This is a genomic window from Pseudomonas sp. B19(2017), assembly GCF_002113165.1.
Taxonomy (GTDB): Bacteria; Pseudomonadota; Gammaproteobacteria; order Pseudomonadales; family Pseudomonadaceae; genus Aquipseudomonas.
On the sequence record NZ_NEJR01000003.1, the window covers coordinates 357596 to 370701 of the forward strand.

Consider the following 13106-nt stretch of genomic DNA (forward strand, 5'->3'; position numbering starts at 1 on the left):
TACGTAACAGGCGGAGCGCAACACACGACAAATGGCAGCTGCGGCTGCACGGGTGGAGTGCTATCAATTGGCTACTGTTCGTCGCCTTGATGCATTTCTCAACGGACGCCCTGCGCGGGAAGCACGCGATGCAGATGCTTGATAATCAAGTTCCCGACAAGGCCAGTACTACCGCCAGCAGTGTGGCCGTGCCATTGCGCGAATTCAATCTGCTGCGCTGGTTCTCGGTCATCAGCCTGCTGATCATCGCCTCGGTGGCAGGCGGGCTGGGTTATGTGTCGACGCGTTTCGTTGTGCGCGACAGTGTCGAGCGCGATGCCATGCTCACGGCCCAGTTCATCCAGGCCATGGCCCAGGCCGAAGTGCGTCATTCGCAGTTGCCGCCGGGCACCACCATGGGCGAGTTGCTTGACCCGCGCCTGGACCAGCAGCACTTGCAGTTTACCCCGGCGCTGGCGGAATCGACCCGGGTCGAGTTTCTCGACCATGTCGAGCACCTGCCTGACACCTTGCTGGCCAACGTCTATGCACGCGACCGCACCATCGTCTGGTCGACCAACCGGGAGCTCATCGGCAAGCGCATCGAGGCGGATGGCGACCTCGACCGCGCCTTTCGTTCGCGCAAGGCGGTGTCGGCCAGCTATCACCAGGCCGAGGATGACCGCGAGGAGCAGAGGTTCCAGCGTGAGCCACGTTACCTGTTCATCGAGAACTACATCCCGTTGTTCGATAGCCAGGGCGAGCAGGTGCTGGCCATGGTGGAAATCTACAAGGAGCCGCAAGACCTGGTCAGACGCATCCAGCGCGGTTATGTGCTGATCTGGTCTTCGACCCTGGTGGGTGGTGCGCTGGTCTACTTCGGCCTGTTCTGGATCGTGCGCCGCGCGGCGCAACTGCTGCACCTGCAACAGGACCGCTTGGTCGCCAGTGAAACCTATGTGGCCCTGGGCGAAATGTCCTCGGCGGTGGCGCACAGCTTGCGCAACCCGCTGGCCAACATTCGCTCCAGCGCCGAACTGGCACAGGAAATCGCCAACCCCGCGGCGCAGAAGAACATCACCGACATCATCAGCCAGGTCGACCGCATGTCGCGCTGGGTGCGTGACCTGCTGGTGTCGCTGCGCCCGACCAGTGACGACGCCGAGGCCGTTGACCTGGTGATGGCCATCGAGGACACCCACCTGGCCTTCAGCCAGCAGATCGAACGCAACGGTGTGCGCTTTTGCTACGAAGGCCCTGGGTCACAGTGGGTGGCCAGCCAGCCGCTACAGCTCACGCAAATTCTCAATACCCTGTTCTCCAATGCCCTGGAAGCCATGCCTGACGGCGGTATGCTGCGCGCCCAGGTCAATGTGCAGGAGGGGCAGCGGGCCGAGTTCGTCCTTAGCGATACCGGCAAGGGCATGAGCCAACAGCAGGAGCGGATGGTGTTCAAGCCGTTCTACACCACCAAGCAGGGCGGCCTCGGCGTAGGCCTGGCCCTGGTCAAGCGCATCATGGAGCGTTTTGGCGGCTCGGTCAGCCTGAGCAGCCGCGAAGAGGAAGGAACCCGCGTAAGCCTCACATTCAATATTGCAGCGGGAGGGGACCATGGAGCACAGCATCCTGGTAGTCGAGGATGATGAAATCCTTGCCGATAACATTCGCACCTACCTCAGCCTCAAGGGCTTCGAGGTCACCGTGTGCCACAGCGCGGAGCTGGCGCTGGAGCAGATCAAGCGGGCCCAGCCCGATGCGGTGCTGACCGACAACTCGCTGCCGGGCATGAGCGGGCACGACCTGCTGCGCACCTTGGTGGCGCAGGTGCCGGGGCTTAAAGTGATCATGATGACGGGTTACGGCAATGTCGAAGATGCCGTGCAGGCAATGAAGGAGGGCGCCTTCCATTACCTGTCCAAGCCGGTGGTACTGGCTGAGCTCAAGCTGACCCTGGACAAGGCACTGGCCGCCGAGCGCATGGAGCGTACGTTATCGTTCTATCAGGAGCGCGAGGCGCAGAAATCCGGGTTGCAGGCGTTGATCGGCGAATCACCGACGATGCTCACCCTCAAGCACACCCTGCGCCAGGTGCTGGATGCCGAGCGGCGCATGGCCAGCGACGACCTGCCACCGGTGTTGATCGAAGGCGAGACCGGTACCGGCAAAGAGCTGGTGGCCCGCGCCTTGCATTTCGATGGCTCGCGCAGCAAAGGGCCATTTATCGAGTTCAACTGCGCCTCGATCCCGGCGAACCTGCTGGAGGCCGAACTGTTTGGCCACGAGAAGGGCGCCTTTACCGATGCCAAGGAGCGCCGGGTGGGCCTGGTGGAGGCTGCTGATGGCGGCACGTTGTTCCTCGACGAGATTGGCGAGATGGACCTTGTGTTGCAAGCCAAGCTGCTCAAGTTGCTGGAAGACCGCAGCATCCGTCGGATCGGCGCGGTGAAGGAGCGCAAGGTCGACCTGCGGGTGATCAGTGCTACCAACTGCAACCTGGAGCAGATGGTGCAGCAGGGCAAGTTCCGCCGCGACCTGTTCTTCCGACTGCGCATCATTGCCCTGAAGGTGCCGCGTCTGTATACCCGCGGGCAGGACGTGCTGCTACTGGCGCGGCATTTCCTGGCCCATCATGGTCGGCGTTATGGCAAGCCGAACCTGCGCTTTTCCGCCGAGGCGGAAAACCTGATGCTCGGTTATAGCTGGCCGGGCAATGTGCGCGAACTGCGCAATATGCTGGAGCAGACCGTGCTGCTGGCGCCCAACGAAGTGGTGCAGGCGCATCAATTGAACCTGTGCATGACCCTGATCGACGAGCCACTGGTGCAGCAGGCCGCGCCTGCGGTGTACGAGATACCCCGGCACGAACCAGAGCCCGGCACCAGTCTGCCGGACATGGAGCGTGACCTGGTCTGCAAGACCCTGGACCGCACGGACTGGAACGTGACCAAATCGGCACGCATGCTTGGGCTGTCGCGGGACATGCTGCGTTACCGGATCGAAAAGCTGGGGCTGACCAGACCGGACAAACGCCAGTGGTAAGCAACGTACGGTCAGGTGTGTTCCTGCACGTTCAGCACTGAACCGCTGAGGTCCGTTCCCAGCAGGGCGGTGGAGGACGTACCTTGCGTTTGTTGCTCGGCAAGCGGCACTTCGGCAGTACGAAAAATGCTGCGGCCTTGTTCGCCTGTCTTCAGGGTGATGAGTTTTCCATTCTGATAGAAGAAGTGCGTTCTGTCGGTGTTGTTTTGCATGGTGCGTGCTCCGAAGGCAATTGACAGCCCCACTTTCCCAGCCTTCACTCATTCATGCTACTGGCAGAAATGTCAGGTGCAGCCTGCAGCGCGACGTTGGTTGATTGGTAAGCCGGCACAACCCTGGTTAAAATGCAGCGTATCGTTGATGGCCAATTGCAAATGTCTACGTTTCGCATCTTTGTCGCCGCTGTGCTGGTCGCCGGCCTTGCCGGCTGTGCAACCCCTGGCAAACCCACTGCCAGCAAACTGACCCACAAATCGCCCCAGCAGTATGCCGCCTGCGTACTGCCCAAGTGGCAAGCGCTGGCACCACAGGCCACGCAGAAATCGATCGCCCACGGCTACCGGTTGACGGCACCCAGTGCCGTGGCATCCGATGATGTGCTGGACGTAGTCGATTACCGCGAGGGTAGCCGCGCAACGTTCTACAAGGGCAGCTTCCTGTCTGGCGATAAACTGCGCCAGGCTGCCAAGGAATGCCTGGACTGAATCAATAGCCCGAGCCGCTTGAGCCACCCATGCTGGGCAGGCGTGCCCGGCGCTGGGCATTGCTCCACTCGGCGCAGGTCATGAAAGCGGTATTGTCCACTTTGCCGGTGGCGTCGAAGCTGACGCTGTAGGGTTGTCGGTTTTCGCCCTTGGTCAGCATATAGTCCAGGCAGGTGCCGGGCACCACGGTGCGTTCGGTCACCGCATCGGGTTTGCCGCCAACTTGCATGACCTGGTCTCTGCTCATGCCATTGGCGACTTTCGCCACCAGCGGCTGGTCGTGGTATAGCGCGGAATTGGACGAGCAGGCTGAAAGCGCTGCCAGGGCAAGGAGCAGCGCGTGAAAGGGTTTGTGCATGGCAGTACTCCAGTAGAGGACGCCCATTCTCAAAGCTGGTGCGAGCCTTGTGGGAGATCACCCAGCCCTTTGGGCTGCGCTGTCGCGCAGAGAACCGAGTTCGCAAGCGGTTTTTGGGAGTGGCTTTCGCGGTGCATGGCACCGGCTTCGCCGGTGTTCGCGGCTAAAGAATCTCCCACGGCTATCGCCCGCGATCAGCCTGCATCACCGCGCTTGTTCATCTGCTCACACTGCACCTGCGCAGCCGTCCTGCTGGGATAACTGGGCTTGAGCCGCTCCTTCGCCTGGTTGTCGTAAATGTCGAATCCCCCACAAACAGTAGCGGCGTAATAGCGGCTACCCACGCGGAACGACTCCTTTTCGATTGGCACAGCGGGAACGATAACGAATCTTGGTTGCATTTTTCGTGCCTCCCCAGGCAGAGATTTAAGTATTAGTCTGGGCATGGGTAAGCATCAAGGAAACTCATGAAGAAAACGCGATTTTCGTGAACGGCAGGTCATCGCCCAGGTTGTCATCAAATGAAAACTCGCTGTCGTCCGATGCGAAGCGCCCCGCCGACCAAGGGCATACAGTCCAATCACCCAGAACTGACGCCATGCGTCCAGATCGATGATTGGAGAGACAAGCATGTCCAAAGTCGTACGTTTCCATCAGACCGGTGGCCCCGAGGTGTTGCGCTACGAGGAAGCCGAAGTCGGCGAGCCCGGCCCGGGGCAGGTGCGCTTGCGCCAGGTGGCGGTGGGCCTGAACTATGCCGATACCTATTTCCGCAACGGCACTTACCCGATTCCGCTGCCCAACGGCATCGGTGTGGAAGCGGCTGGCGTGGTAGAAGCGGTGGGCGAGGGTGTGACCCAGGTGGCAGTGGGTGACCGGGTTACCTACACCGGTTTCCTCAACACCCTGGGTGCTTACTGCACCGAGCGCCTGATCCCCGCCGCCGCGCTGATCAAGCTGCCGGATACCATCGCCTTCGAAACTGCCGCCGCCATGACCATGCGCGGCCTGACCTCTGCCTACCTGCTGCGCCGGCTGCATGATTTCAAACCTGGCGACAGCGTGCTGCTGCATGCTGCTGCTGGAGGGGTTGGTCTGATCGTCGCGCAGTGGGCGCAGCTGCTGGGGCTGAACGTGATCGGCACGGTGTCCACCGAGGCCAAGGCCGAGGTAGCTCGCGCCCATGGCTGCAACCACGTCATCAACTACAGCGTCGAGGACGTGGCCACGCGGGTGCGTGAGCTGACCGACGGGGTAGGGGTGAATGTGGTGTTCGACAGCGTTGGCAAGAACACCTTCATGGGCTCGCTTGATTCGCTCAAGCGCCGTGGCCTGATGGTTTGCGTCGGTACGGCGTCGGGCACCATCCCGCCGTTCGACCCGCAGTTACTGGCGATCAAGGGCTCGTTGCAGCTCACCCGCCCGGCACTGGCCGACTTCATCGCCGACCCGGCGGAAAAGGCCGACCTGGCCGGCGAGCTGTTCGATCACGTCGGTAGCGGGCGCATTCGTATCGAGATCAACCAGCATTACGCGCTGCAGGATGCCGTCCAGGCCCACCGTGACCTGGAAGCGCGCAAGACCACCGGCTCGTCGATCTTCCTCATCTGAAGGGGGCAGCAGCATGCACATCGAACAACTGACTTGCGCGATCGGTGCCGAGGTAAGTGGGGTCAACCTGGCCGACGCGATCCACGACGACGACCTGTTCGCCCAGCTTCGCGCGCAGTTGCTCCGGCACCGTGTGCTGTTCCTGCGTGATCAGCACTTCAGCCGCGCCGAACACGTGGCGTTCGCCCGCCGCTTCGGCGACCTGGAAGACCACCCGGTGGCCGGCAGCGACCCGGAACACCCTGGGCTCGTGCAGATCTACAAGCGCCCGGACCAGCCCAACGACCGCTATGAAAATGCCTGGCACACCGACGCCACCTGGCGCGAGGCACCACCGATGGGCTGTGTGCTGCGCTGCATCGAATGCCCGCCCGTGGGCGGTGACACGATGTGGGCGAACATGGTCTTGGCCTACGAGAACCTGCCAGCCGATGTAAAGGCCAGGATCGAAGGCTTGCGCGCCCGCCACAGCATCGAGGCCAGCTTTGGCGCCGCCATGCCGCTGGAAAAGCGCCTGGCGCTGAAGGCGCAGTTTCCCGATGCCGAGCACCCGGTGGTGCGCACCCACCCGGAAACCGGCGAGCAGGTGCTGTTCGTCAACGCTTTCACCACCCACTTCAGCAATTACCACACCCCGCAGCGGGTGCGCTTCGGGCAGGACGCCAACCCCGGTGCCAGCGACCTGCTGCGCTACCTGATCAGCCAGGCCTACCTGCCGGAGTACCAGGTGCGCTGGCGCTGGAAGCCCAACAGCGTGGCGATCTGGGACAACCGCAGCACCCAGCACTACGCCGTCATGGACTACCCGCCGTGCCACCGCAAGATGGAGCGCGCCGGGATCAAGGGCAGCCCCACGTTCTGAGTTCGTCGCCGTCGCTGGCGGCAACCGCACAATAACAATAGCGAGGACTACAGCATGCAATTCTTCGACGATTCGTTGCACCCGGAAAACATGGAAAAGGTGGTGATCACCGTGGCCCCCTATGGCCCGGAGTGGATGCCCGAAGACTTCCCTGAAGATATCCCCCTGACGATGGACGAGCAGGTGCAGAAGGCTGTCGACTGCTATGAGGCCGGTGCCACCGTACTGCACCTGCACGTGCGCGAACTGGACGGCAAGGGCTCCAAGCGCCTGTCCAAGTTCAACGAGCTGATCGCCGGGGTGCGCGAAGCGGTGCCGGACATGATCATCCAGGTTGGCGGGTCGATTTCCTTCGCCCCGGAAAGCGAAGGCGAGGCGGCCAAGTGGCTGTCGGACGACACCCGGCACATGCTCGCCGAGCTGACGCCGCGCCCCGACCAGGTGACCGTGGCCATCAACACCACGCAGATGAACATCATGGAGCTGCTGTACCCCGAGTACCTGGAAGGCACCTCGCTGGCCAGCCCGGCGATTCATGCCGCCTACAGCGAAATGACCGTGCCGGCCGGCCCGGCCTGGGTACGTGAACACCTGCGCCGTCTGCAGGCCAGCAACATCCAGCCGCATTTCCAGCTGACCGGCATGCATGCCCTGGAGACGCTCGAGCGCATCGTCCGCCGCGGTGACTACATGGGCCCGCTGAACCTTACCTGGATCGGCATTGGCGGCGGCTTCGACGGGCCCAACCCGTTCAACTTCTTCAACTTCATCCACCGCGCGCCGGACGGTTGCACCCTGACCGCCGAATCGTTGCTCAAGAACGTGCTGCCGTTCAACACCATGGCCCTGGCCATGGGCCTGCACCCGCGCTGCGGCAACGAAGACACCATCATCGACCAGCAGGGCAAGCGCTTCACCTCGGTGCAGCAGATCCAGCAGACCGTGCGCGTGGCCCACGAGCTGGGCCGCGAGATTGCCAGCGGCAAGGAAGCTCGCGCCATCTACCGCATCGGGCAGCAATACGACAGCATCGAGCAGACCCTCAAGGCCAACGGCATGGCACCGAATCGCCAGCCGGGTGTGAAGGGCGTGCCGCAGCGCGGCTGATACTGATACGGCAGGCCCGGCCTCTTCGCGGGCATGCCCGCTCACACAGGTGCGGCACTGGCCAAAGGTCCGCGCTGTCCCTGTGGGAGCGGGCGAGCCCGCGAAGAGGCCCGCAAAAGCAACATGAATGTTGGCTGTAACCCATAACAACAAGAACAACCTTACGCCCCACACCCAAGGAGGCAACATGGCCACCTACCTCGCCAGTGCCGAAGATTCCGGCACCGACACTGCCCACAGCGTCCCGCGGCGCTATGCCTGGGTGGTCTTCGCCCTGACCTTCGGCCTGTTGATCTCCGACTACATGTCGCGCCAGGTGCTCAATGCGGTCTTCCCGCTGCTCAAGGGCGAATGGGCCTTGAGCGACAGCCAGCTCGGCCTGCTCAGCGGTATCGTCGCGCTGATGGTCGGCCTGCTGACGTTCCCGCTGTCGCTGCTGGCCGACCGCTTCGGCCGGGTGCGCAGCCTGGTGCTGATGGCAGTTCTGTGGAGCCTGGCCACCCTCGGCTGCGCCCTGGCAGAAAACTACCCGCAAATGTTCATCGCGCGGTTTCTGGTCGGAGTCGGCGAGGCTGCCTACGGCAGCGTCGGCATTGCCGTGGTGGTCGCCGTGTTCCCCCGCGACATGCGCTCGACCCTGGCCGGTGCCTTCATGGCGGGCGGCATGTTCGGCTCGGTACTGGGCATGGCCCTGGGCGGTGTGCTGGCCCAGCACCTGGGCTGGCGCTGGGCATTTGCCGGCATGGCGCTGTTCGGCCTGGTGCTGGCGATGTTATACCCGCTGATTGTCAAGGAGGCGCGTATTGCGCCTCGATGCGCGCAGCAGGCGCAAGGCAGTGCCGGCCGCCCGCTGCGCACCCTTTACAGTAGCCGTTCGGTCCTTGCGGCCTACGTCGGTAGCGGGCTGCAACTGTTTGTCGGCGGCACTGTGATCGTGTGGATGCCCAGCTACCTGAACCGCTATTACGCCATGGGCACTGACCGCGCCGGGGCGATTGCCGCCGTCATCGTGTTGTGCAGCGGCATTGGCATGATCCTCTGCGCGATGCTCTGCGACCGCCTCGGGCGGCAGCGCCCGGATCGCAAGATCAGCCTGGCCATTGCCTATTGCCTGGGCAGTTGCGCACTGTTGTCCCTCGCGTTCGCGTTGCCAGCCGGCACCGCGCAACTGGTGCTGATCTGTCTGGGCATGATGATCGCCGCCGGCACCAACGGCCCGTCCAGTGCCATGGTCGCCAACCTCACCCACGCCGCGGTACACGGCACCGCGTTCGCCACCCTGACCCTGGCCAACAACCTGTTGGGCCTGGCCACCGGGCCGCTGATCACCGGGCGCGTTTCTGACCTGATCGGCCTGCATGCCGCCTTTCAGCTGGTGCCGCTGATGAGCATTGGTGCGGCGGCAGTGTTTTTCCTCGCCAAACGCCATTACCACCGCGACATGGAACGTCTGCATGCACCGGCAGGCGACGCTGCCGCACCCCGGGAGATGAAACCGTGAAACAGCTTTTGTCCGTCGAAGTGTTCTTCGATTTCGTCTGCCCGTGGTGCCTGATTGGCCAGCGGCACCTGCAGGCTGCCCTGTTGCTGTTGCAGCGCGAACAGCCGCAAGTGCAGGTACAACTGCAATGGCGAGGTGTGCAGTTGTTGCCTGGCCTGCCCGCCAGTGGCGAGCCGTTCCATGCCTTTTACCTGCAACGCCTGGGCAGCGAGGAGGCCGTGCGCGAGCGCCAGGCCCAGGTGCGCGCCGCTGCCCGCGTGGTAGGCGAGGACATCGACTTCTCGCGTATTCGCCGCATGCCAAACACCGGCAATGCCCATCGGTTGCTGCAACGCGCTACTCAGTTGCTTGAACCATCGCAGCTGGAAGCCCTGCTGGCACAGTTGTTCATCGCCTATTTTCACCAGGGGCGCGATCTGGGGGATAGCCGAACCTTGCTCGACATCGCGCAGTGTTGCGGGCTGGACGCCGTACAGATAATCGACTGCTTGCGTGACGACGGTAGCCCGTTCCTCGGTGGGGCAAGGCGCGCAGGCAGTGCCGTGCCGCGTTTCCGTTTCAATCAAGGGCCGCTCATTGCGGGTGCCCAGCCTGCCGAGGTGCTGTTTGCAGCCATGACCGAAGCGCTGCAGGAGGTTGAGAAGGCATGACCCGGCGTATTGCACTGGCCCCTCATCAGGTGCCGGAACGTGACGGCCGTGTGCTGTTGTCCTGCGAAGGGCGCAGCGTGGCGCTGTTCAACGTTGCCGACTCGCTCTATGCCATTGAAGACAGCTGCCCGCACCAGGGCGCGTCGTTGTGCGGCGGGCGGCTGGAGGGCCGTGTCATCCAGTGTTGCGCGCATGGCCTGCGTTTTGACCTGGCCAGCGGTTACCTGGTCAATTCCAGGGCCTTGAAGGTTGCCAGCTACCCGGTCGAGCAGCAGGGCGGGCAGGTCTACATCGTGTTTGACAGTGAGGAAGCAGGGCAATGAATACACTGGCACTGAGCGCTACCCATCAGCGTATCCGCACCCTTGCCCCGGGCGTGGTGGTCAGCCTTATCGTTGGCGCGGCCGCCAGTTTCCTCAGTGAGCACTACGCAGCGCCGGTCATGCTGTTTGCCCTGCTGCTGGGGATGGCGCTGAACTTTCTCGCGGTTGACGGCCCCTGCAAGGCCGGTATCGAGTTCACTGCCCGCACGGTACTGCGCCTGGGGGTGGCGCTGCTTGGCATGCGCATCACCCTGGACCAGATCGCCAGCCTGGGCTGGAAGCCCGTGGCCTTGGTCGTGGCCCTGGTGGTGGTGACGATCCTGGTTTCGGTGGTGGTGGCCAAGGCCCTGGGGTTTTCACGGCTGTTCGGCATGCTCACCGGCGGTGCCACGGCCATTTGTGGTGCCTCGGCGGCGCTGGCGCTGGCAGCCGCCTTGCCCCAGCACCCGCGCAAGGAGCATGCAACGCTGTTCACCGTGATCGGCGTGTCGGCGCTGTCGACCGTGGCGATGATCCTGTACCCGATGATTGCCCAGTGGCTGCACCTGTCCCCGGCGCAGGCCGGGGTCTTCCTCGGTGCGACCATCCACGACGTGGCGCAGGTGGTGGGGGCCGGCTACAGCATGTCCACCGAGACCGGCGACATCGCCACCGTGGTCAAGCTGATGCGGGTGGCCATGCTATTGCCGGTCATCGTCTGCGCGGCCATGATCACTCGGCGCCAGGGCCTTGAGGCCGGTGGCCAGCGGCCGCCCTTGCTACCCTGGTTCGCGGTCGGCTTTCTGCTGCTGGCGTGTGTCAACAGCACTGGCTGGGTGCCCGCTGCGGTGCAGGGCGGCATCAACGACCTGTCGCGTGGCTGCCTGGTAGTGGCGATCAGTGCCCTGGGCATGAAAACCCAACTCAAGGCGCTGGCCTCGGTCGGGCTCAAACCTATTGCGCTGATGGTGGGGGAGAGCGTGTTTCTTGTTCTTTTGGTGCTGGCGTTGATGCATTGGGTGGGTTCGGCTTGAGATGTGTGACGCCTGTGATATCGAGCGCCGCCAGCGCGGCGCTCGATATCACAGGTGCCACACATCTCAGCTCAGCCGCCTGGCGGCCCCGACACAATCTGCTCATCCCGCTGCGCCCGCCAGCTGGCCGGCGGCATGCCGAACTGGGCGATGAACCAGCGGGTGAACGAGCTGGGCATCGAGTAACCGAGCATGTCGGCAATACGCCCCAGTGAATAGCCGGGGTTTTCCAGGTAGCGCATCACCAGGTCACGGCGCACGCTGTTGATCAGGTCCTTGAAGGTCAACCCGCTTTCTTCCAGGCGCCGCTGCAGGGTGCGCACGTTCATGCCCTGGGTCTGCGCCACCTGCTCTATGGTGGCGCGGCCCATGGGCAGCAGCAGGTAGATGGTCTTGCGCAACTCCAGCTCCAAAGACGGCGTGCCGCCCGCCGGCAGGCTGTCCAGATAGCGCTGCGCCAGACGCGCCATGGCCTCGTTGGCCTGCGGGCTGGCGCTGTCGAGATCGGCGGCCGGGCAGACGATGCCGTTGAACTCGCTGCCAAACACCAGCGTGCAGCCGAAGATGCGCCGGTGGGTGGCCAGGTCGGCAGGCGCCGCGTGGGTGAAATTGGCGCTGATCGGGTGCCAGTGGGCGCCCAGCAGCGCCGCGCACAGGCGCATCATCACGCCAATGGCCAACTCGGTGGCCTGGCGACTGCAAGGCGCGCGTTCGTTGATCACCTCCTCGCGAATGACCACCGTCTTGCCGGCTTCCTCGATATGAATGGCCAGGGCGTCATTGAGCAGGTGGCGGTACTGCACGATCACCTGCAGCGCATCGCGCAGGGTGCGTTGGTGGCTGAGCAACAGGCTGATTTCGCCAAAGTCCGACAGTTGCCGCAACTCGGCCATGCGCAGGCCGAAGCTTTCGCAACGGGTGGCGCTGGCGGAGGCCTCCAGCAAGGTGATGACGCTGGCAACCGGGATGCGCCGGTTGGGGTCATCGAGCAACGCGGCACTAAGGCCAACCTGTGCCAACAGCGCATGGGGATTGAGGCCCAGGTGACGGGACACTTCAAGGTAATTGGTCAAGCTGGCGGCACGGACCAGGGCAGGCATTTTTATTGTTATCCATGTTTTCCAGGCTAACTGCTGCTTTTTGCAGGAGCAAAAAGCGAGCGGCTGATTGGTTTTATAGCCTGCGTGTCATGAATTGAAAAGCAAAGCCCTGTGTTGGCCATTGTCATCAAATGAAAAGCCCCTGACGCCCAATGTGAAGCACCCGGTGGGTGGGCTGTTTACTGTGGACCTCAAGAGCTACACCGCACACGAGGTTCACCGTGGAAAAACTGCAAACCGCTGCCACCGTGCTGATCGTCCCCGGCCTGCGCGACCATGTCGCCGAGCACTGGCAGACCCTGCTCGCAAGCCGCCTGGCCAAGGTGCGCAGCGTACCGCCGCTGCAGGTCGACGGCCTGTGCTGCAGGGCCCGGGTCGGGGCGATCCAGCGCGAACTGGACCAGATCGAGGGTGAAGTGATTCTGGTGGCGCACAGCGCCGGCGTACTGATGGTCGCCCACTGGGCGGCGCGCCACTGGCGGCCGATCAAGGGGGCATTGCTGGCGGCGCCACCCGACCTGAACGCGCAATGGCCGGCCCACTACCCAAGCCCGGCCAGCCTGGCCGAGCACGGCTGGACGCCATTACCCCAGCAGCCGCTGCCGTTCCCCAGCATTGTCGCGGCCAGCAGTAACGATCACCTGGCCAGCTTTGCCGCAGCCAGCACCCTGGCTCAAGGCTGGGGGAGCGAACTGGTCGCACTGGGGGCCGTCGGCCACCTCAACCCGGCCTCCGGCTTTGGCCCTTGGCCGCAGGCCGAGGTTTTCATCCAGCGACTGGATCAGCCCAACCTGCAATAAGCGCATGGACGCCCCAGCCACGCTCGCAAAAGACGAGCGGCGTTAAAAACAATAACAAT

The 13106-nt window shown here is 63.4% G+C and carries 15 protein-coding genes; 11 read left to right on the plus strand and 4 right to left on the minus strand.

All coding sequences use genetic code 11. The annotated features are described in order from the left end of the window. Positions 1-128 precede the first annotated feature (128 nt). Both CAF70_RS07360 and CAF70_RS07365 read left to right on the plus strand, forming a co-directional pair. Positions 129-1622 (plus strand): HAMP domain-containing sensor histidine kinase, encoded by a 1494-nt coding sequence (locus CAF70_RS07360; protein ID WP_085627022.1) that lies wholly within the window; start codon positions 129-131, stop codon positions 1620-1622. Next, entirely contained in the window at positions 1591-3018 is a 1428-nt protein-coding gene (locus CAF70_RS07365) for a sigma-54 dependent transcriptional regulator (RefSeq protein ID WP_085627024.1), read from the plus strand. Before CAF70_RS07360 ends, CAF70_RS07365 begins: the two co-directional genes overlap by 32 nt. A gap of 11 nt (positions 3019-3029) precedes the next feature. On the opposite strand, the gene CAF70_RS07370 is transcribed toward CAF70_RS07365, so the two are convergent. Further along, positions 3030-3230, minus strand: coding sequence for a hypothetical protein (locus CAF70_RS07370; protein WP_085627026.1), 201 nt, complete (start codon positions 3228-3230; stop codon positions 3030-3032). A gap of 132 nt (positions 3231-3362) precedes the next feature. Here CAF70_RS07370 and CAF70_RS07375 point away from each other — a divergent pair, with 132 nt between their 5' ends. Further along, complete coding sequence (locus CAF70_RS07375) at positions 3363-3722, plus strand: hypothetical protein (RefSeq protein WP_085627028.1); 360 nt, start codon at positions 3363-3365, stop codon at positions 3720-3722. Between the two features lies 1 nt (position 3723). On the opposite strand, the gene osmE is transcribed toward CAF70_RS07375, so the two are convergent. After that, positions 3724-4080, minus strand: coding sequence for an osmotically-inducible lipoprotein OsmE (gene osmE / locus CAF70_RS07380; RefSeq protein WP_085627030.1), 357 nt, complete (start codon positions 4078-4080; stop codon positions 3724-3726). Between the two features lie 194 nt (positions 4081-4274). Beyond that, positions 4275-4481, minus strand: coding sequence for a hypothetical protein (locus CAF70_RS07385; protein WP_085627032.1), 207 nt, complete (start codon positions 4479-4481; stop codon positions 4275-4277). Positions 4482-4710: 229 nt separating this feature from the next. On the opposite strand from CAF70_RS07385, the gene CAF70_RS07390 reads away from it, so the two are divergent. The 7 genes from CAF70_RS07390 to CAF70_RS07420 all read left to right on the plus strand — a co-directional run bounded on the left by CAF70_RS07390 (position 4711) and on the right by CAF70_RS07420 (position 11147). After that, the gene (locus CAF70_RS07390) at positions 4711-5691 is read left to right on the plus strand and encodes a quinone oxidoreductase (protein WP_085627034.1); all 981 of its coding nucleotides are present in this window, start codon (positions 4711-4713) and stop codon (positions 5689-5691) included. Between the two features lie 13 nt (positions 5692-5704). Continuing rightward, the gene (locus CAF70_RS07395; protein ID WP_085627036.1) at positions 5705-6553 is read left to right on the plus strand and encodes a TauD/TfdA family dioxygenase; all 849 of its coding nucleotides are present in this window, start codon (positions 5705-5707) and stop codon (positions 6551-6553) included. A gap of 54 nt (positions 6554-6607) precedes the next feature. Next, complete coding sequence (locus tag CAF70_RS07400; RefSeq protein ID WP_085627038.1) at positions 6608-7660, plus strand: 3-keto-5-aminohexanoate cleavage protein; 1053 nt, start codon at positions 6608-6610, stop codon at positions 7658-7660. Between the two features lie 187 nt (positions 7661-7847). Further along, on the plus strand, positions 7848-9161 hold the full coding sequence (locus CAF70_RS07405; RefSeq protein WP_085627040.1) for an MFS transporter: 1314 nt from the start codon (positions 7848-7850) through the stop codon (positions 9159-9161). Next, complete coding sequence (locus tag CAF70_RS07410) at positions 9158-9811, plus strand: DsbA family protein (RefSeq protein WP_085627042.1); 654 nt, start codon at positions 9158-9160, stop codon at positions 9809-9811. The genes CAF70_RS07405 and CAF70_RS07410 overlap by 4 nt, the downstream gene beginning before the upstream one ends. Then, on the plus strand, positions 9808-10134 hold the full coding sequence (locus tag CAF70_RS07415) for a Rieske 2Fe-2S domain-containing protein (protein WP_085627043.1): 327 nt from the start codon (positions 9808-9810) through the stop codon (positions 10132-10134). The genes CAF70_RS07410 and CAF70_RS07415 overlap by 4 nt, the downstream gene beginning before the upstream one ends. After that, positions 10131-11147, plus strand: a complete 1017-nt coding sequence (locus CAF70_RS07420) for a YeiH family protein (protein WP_085627045.1) — start codon at positions 10131-10133, stop codon at positions 11145-11147. The genes CAF70_RS07415 and CAF70_RS07420 overlap by 4 nt, the downstream gene beginning before the upstream one ends. Positions 11148-11218: 71 nt before the next feature. Here CAF70_RS07420 and CAF70_RS07425 read toward each other — a convergent pair whose 3' ends face one another. Further along, positions 11219-12247: an AraC family transcriptional regulator gene (locus CAF70_RS07425; RefSeq protein WP_085627047.1), complete on the minus strand. Its 1029-nt coding sequence runs from the start codon at positions 12245-12247 to the stop codon at positions 11219-11221. Positions 12248-12468: 221 nt separating this feature from the next. Here CAF70_RS07425 and CAF70_RS07430 point away from each other — a divergent pair, with 221 nt between their 5' ends. Further along, on the plus strand, positions 12469-13047 hold the full coding sequence (locus CAF70_RS07430; RefSeq protein ID WP_085627049.1) for an alpha/beta hydrolase: 579 nt from the start codon (positions 12469-12471) through the stop codon (positions 13045-13047). The last annotated feature ends 59 nt before the right edge of the window (positions 13048-13106 follow it).

Bases quoted from the DNA above. Each gene is read 5' to 3' on its own strand.
- CAF70_RS07415 (WP_085627043.1), top strand. From the start codon at position 9,808: ATGACCCGGCGTATTGCACTGGCCCCTCATCAGGTGCCGGAACGTGAC.
- osmE (WP_085627030.1), bottom strand. From the start codon at position 4,080: ATGCACAAACCCTTTCACGCGCTGCTCCTTGCCCTGGCAGCGCTTTCA.
- CAF70_RS07425 (WP_085627047.1), bottom strand. From the start codon at position 12,247: ATGCCTGCCCTGGTCCGTGCCGCCAGCTTGACCAATTACCTTGAAGTG.
- CAF70_RS07420 (WP_085627045.1), top strand. From the start codon at position 10,131: ATGAATACACTGGCACTGAGCGCTACCCATCAGCGTATCCGCACCCTT.
- CAF70_RS07395 (WP_085627036.1), top strand. From the start codon at position 5,705: ATGCACATCGAACAACTGACTTGCGCGATCGGTGCCGAGGTAAGTGGG.
- CAF70_RS07385 (WP_085627032.1), bottom strand. From the start codon at position 4,481: ATGCAACCAAGATTCGTTATCGTTCCCGCTGTGCCAATCGAAAAGGAG.
- CAF70_RS07360 (WP_085627022.1), top strand. From the start codon at position 129: ATGCAGATGCTTGATAATCAAGTTCCCGACAAGGCCAGTACTACCGCC.
- CAF70_RS07370 (WP_085627026.1), bottom strand. From the start codon at position 3,230: ATGCAAAACAACACCGACAGAACGCACTTCTTCTATCAGAATGGAAAA.
- CAF70_RS07400 (WP_085627038.1), top strand. From the start codon at position 6,608: ATGCAATTCTTCGACGATTCGTTGCACCCGGAAAACATGGAAAAGGTG.
- CAF70_RS07390 (WP_085627034.1), top strand. From the start codon at position 4,711: ATGTCCAAAGTCGTACGTTTCCATCAGACCGGTGGCCCCGAGGTGTTG.
- CAF70_RS07375 (WP_085627028.1), top strand. From the start codon at position 3,363: ATGCAGCGTATCGTTGATGGCCAATTGCAAATGTCTACGTTTCGCATC.
- CAF70_RS07365 (WP_085627024.1), top strand. From the start codon at position 1,591: ATGGAGCACAGCATCCTGGTAGTCGAGGATGATGAAATCCTTGCCGAT.
- CAF70_RS07405 (WP_085627040.1), top strand. From the start codon at position 7,848: ATGGCCACCTACCTCGCCAGTGCCGAAGATTCCGGCACCGACACTGCC.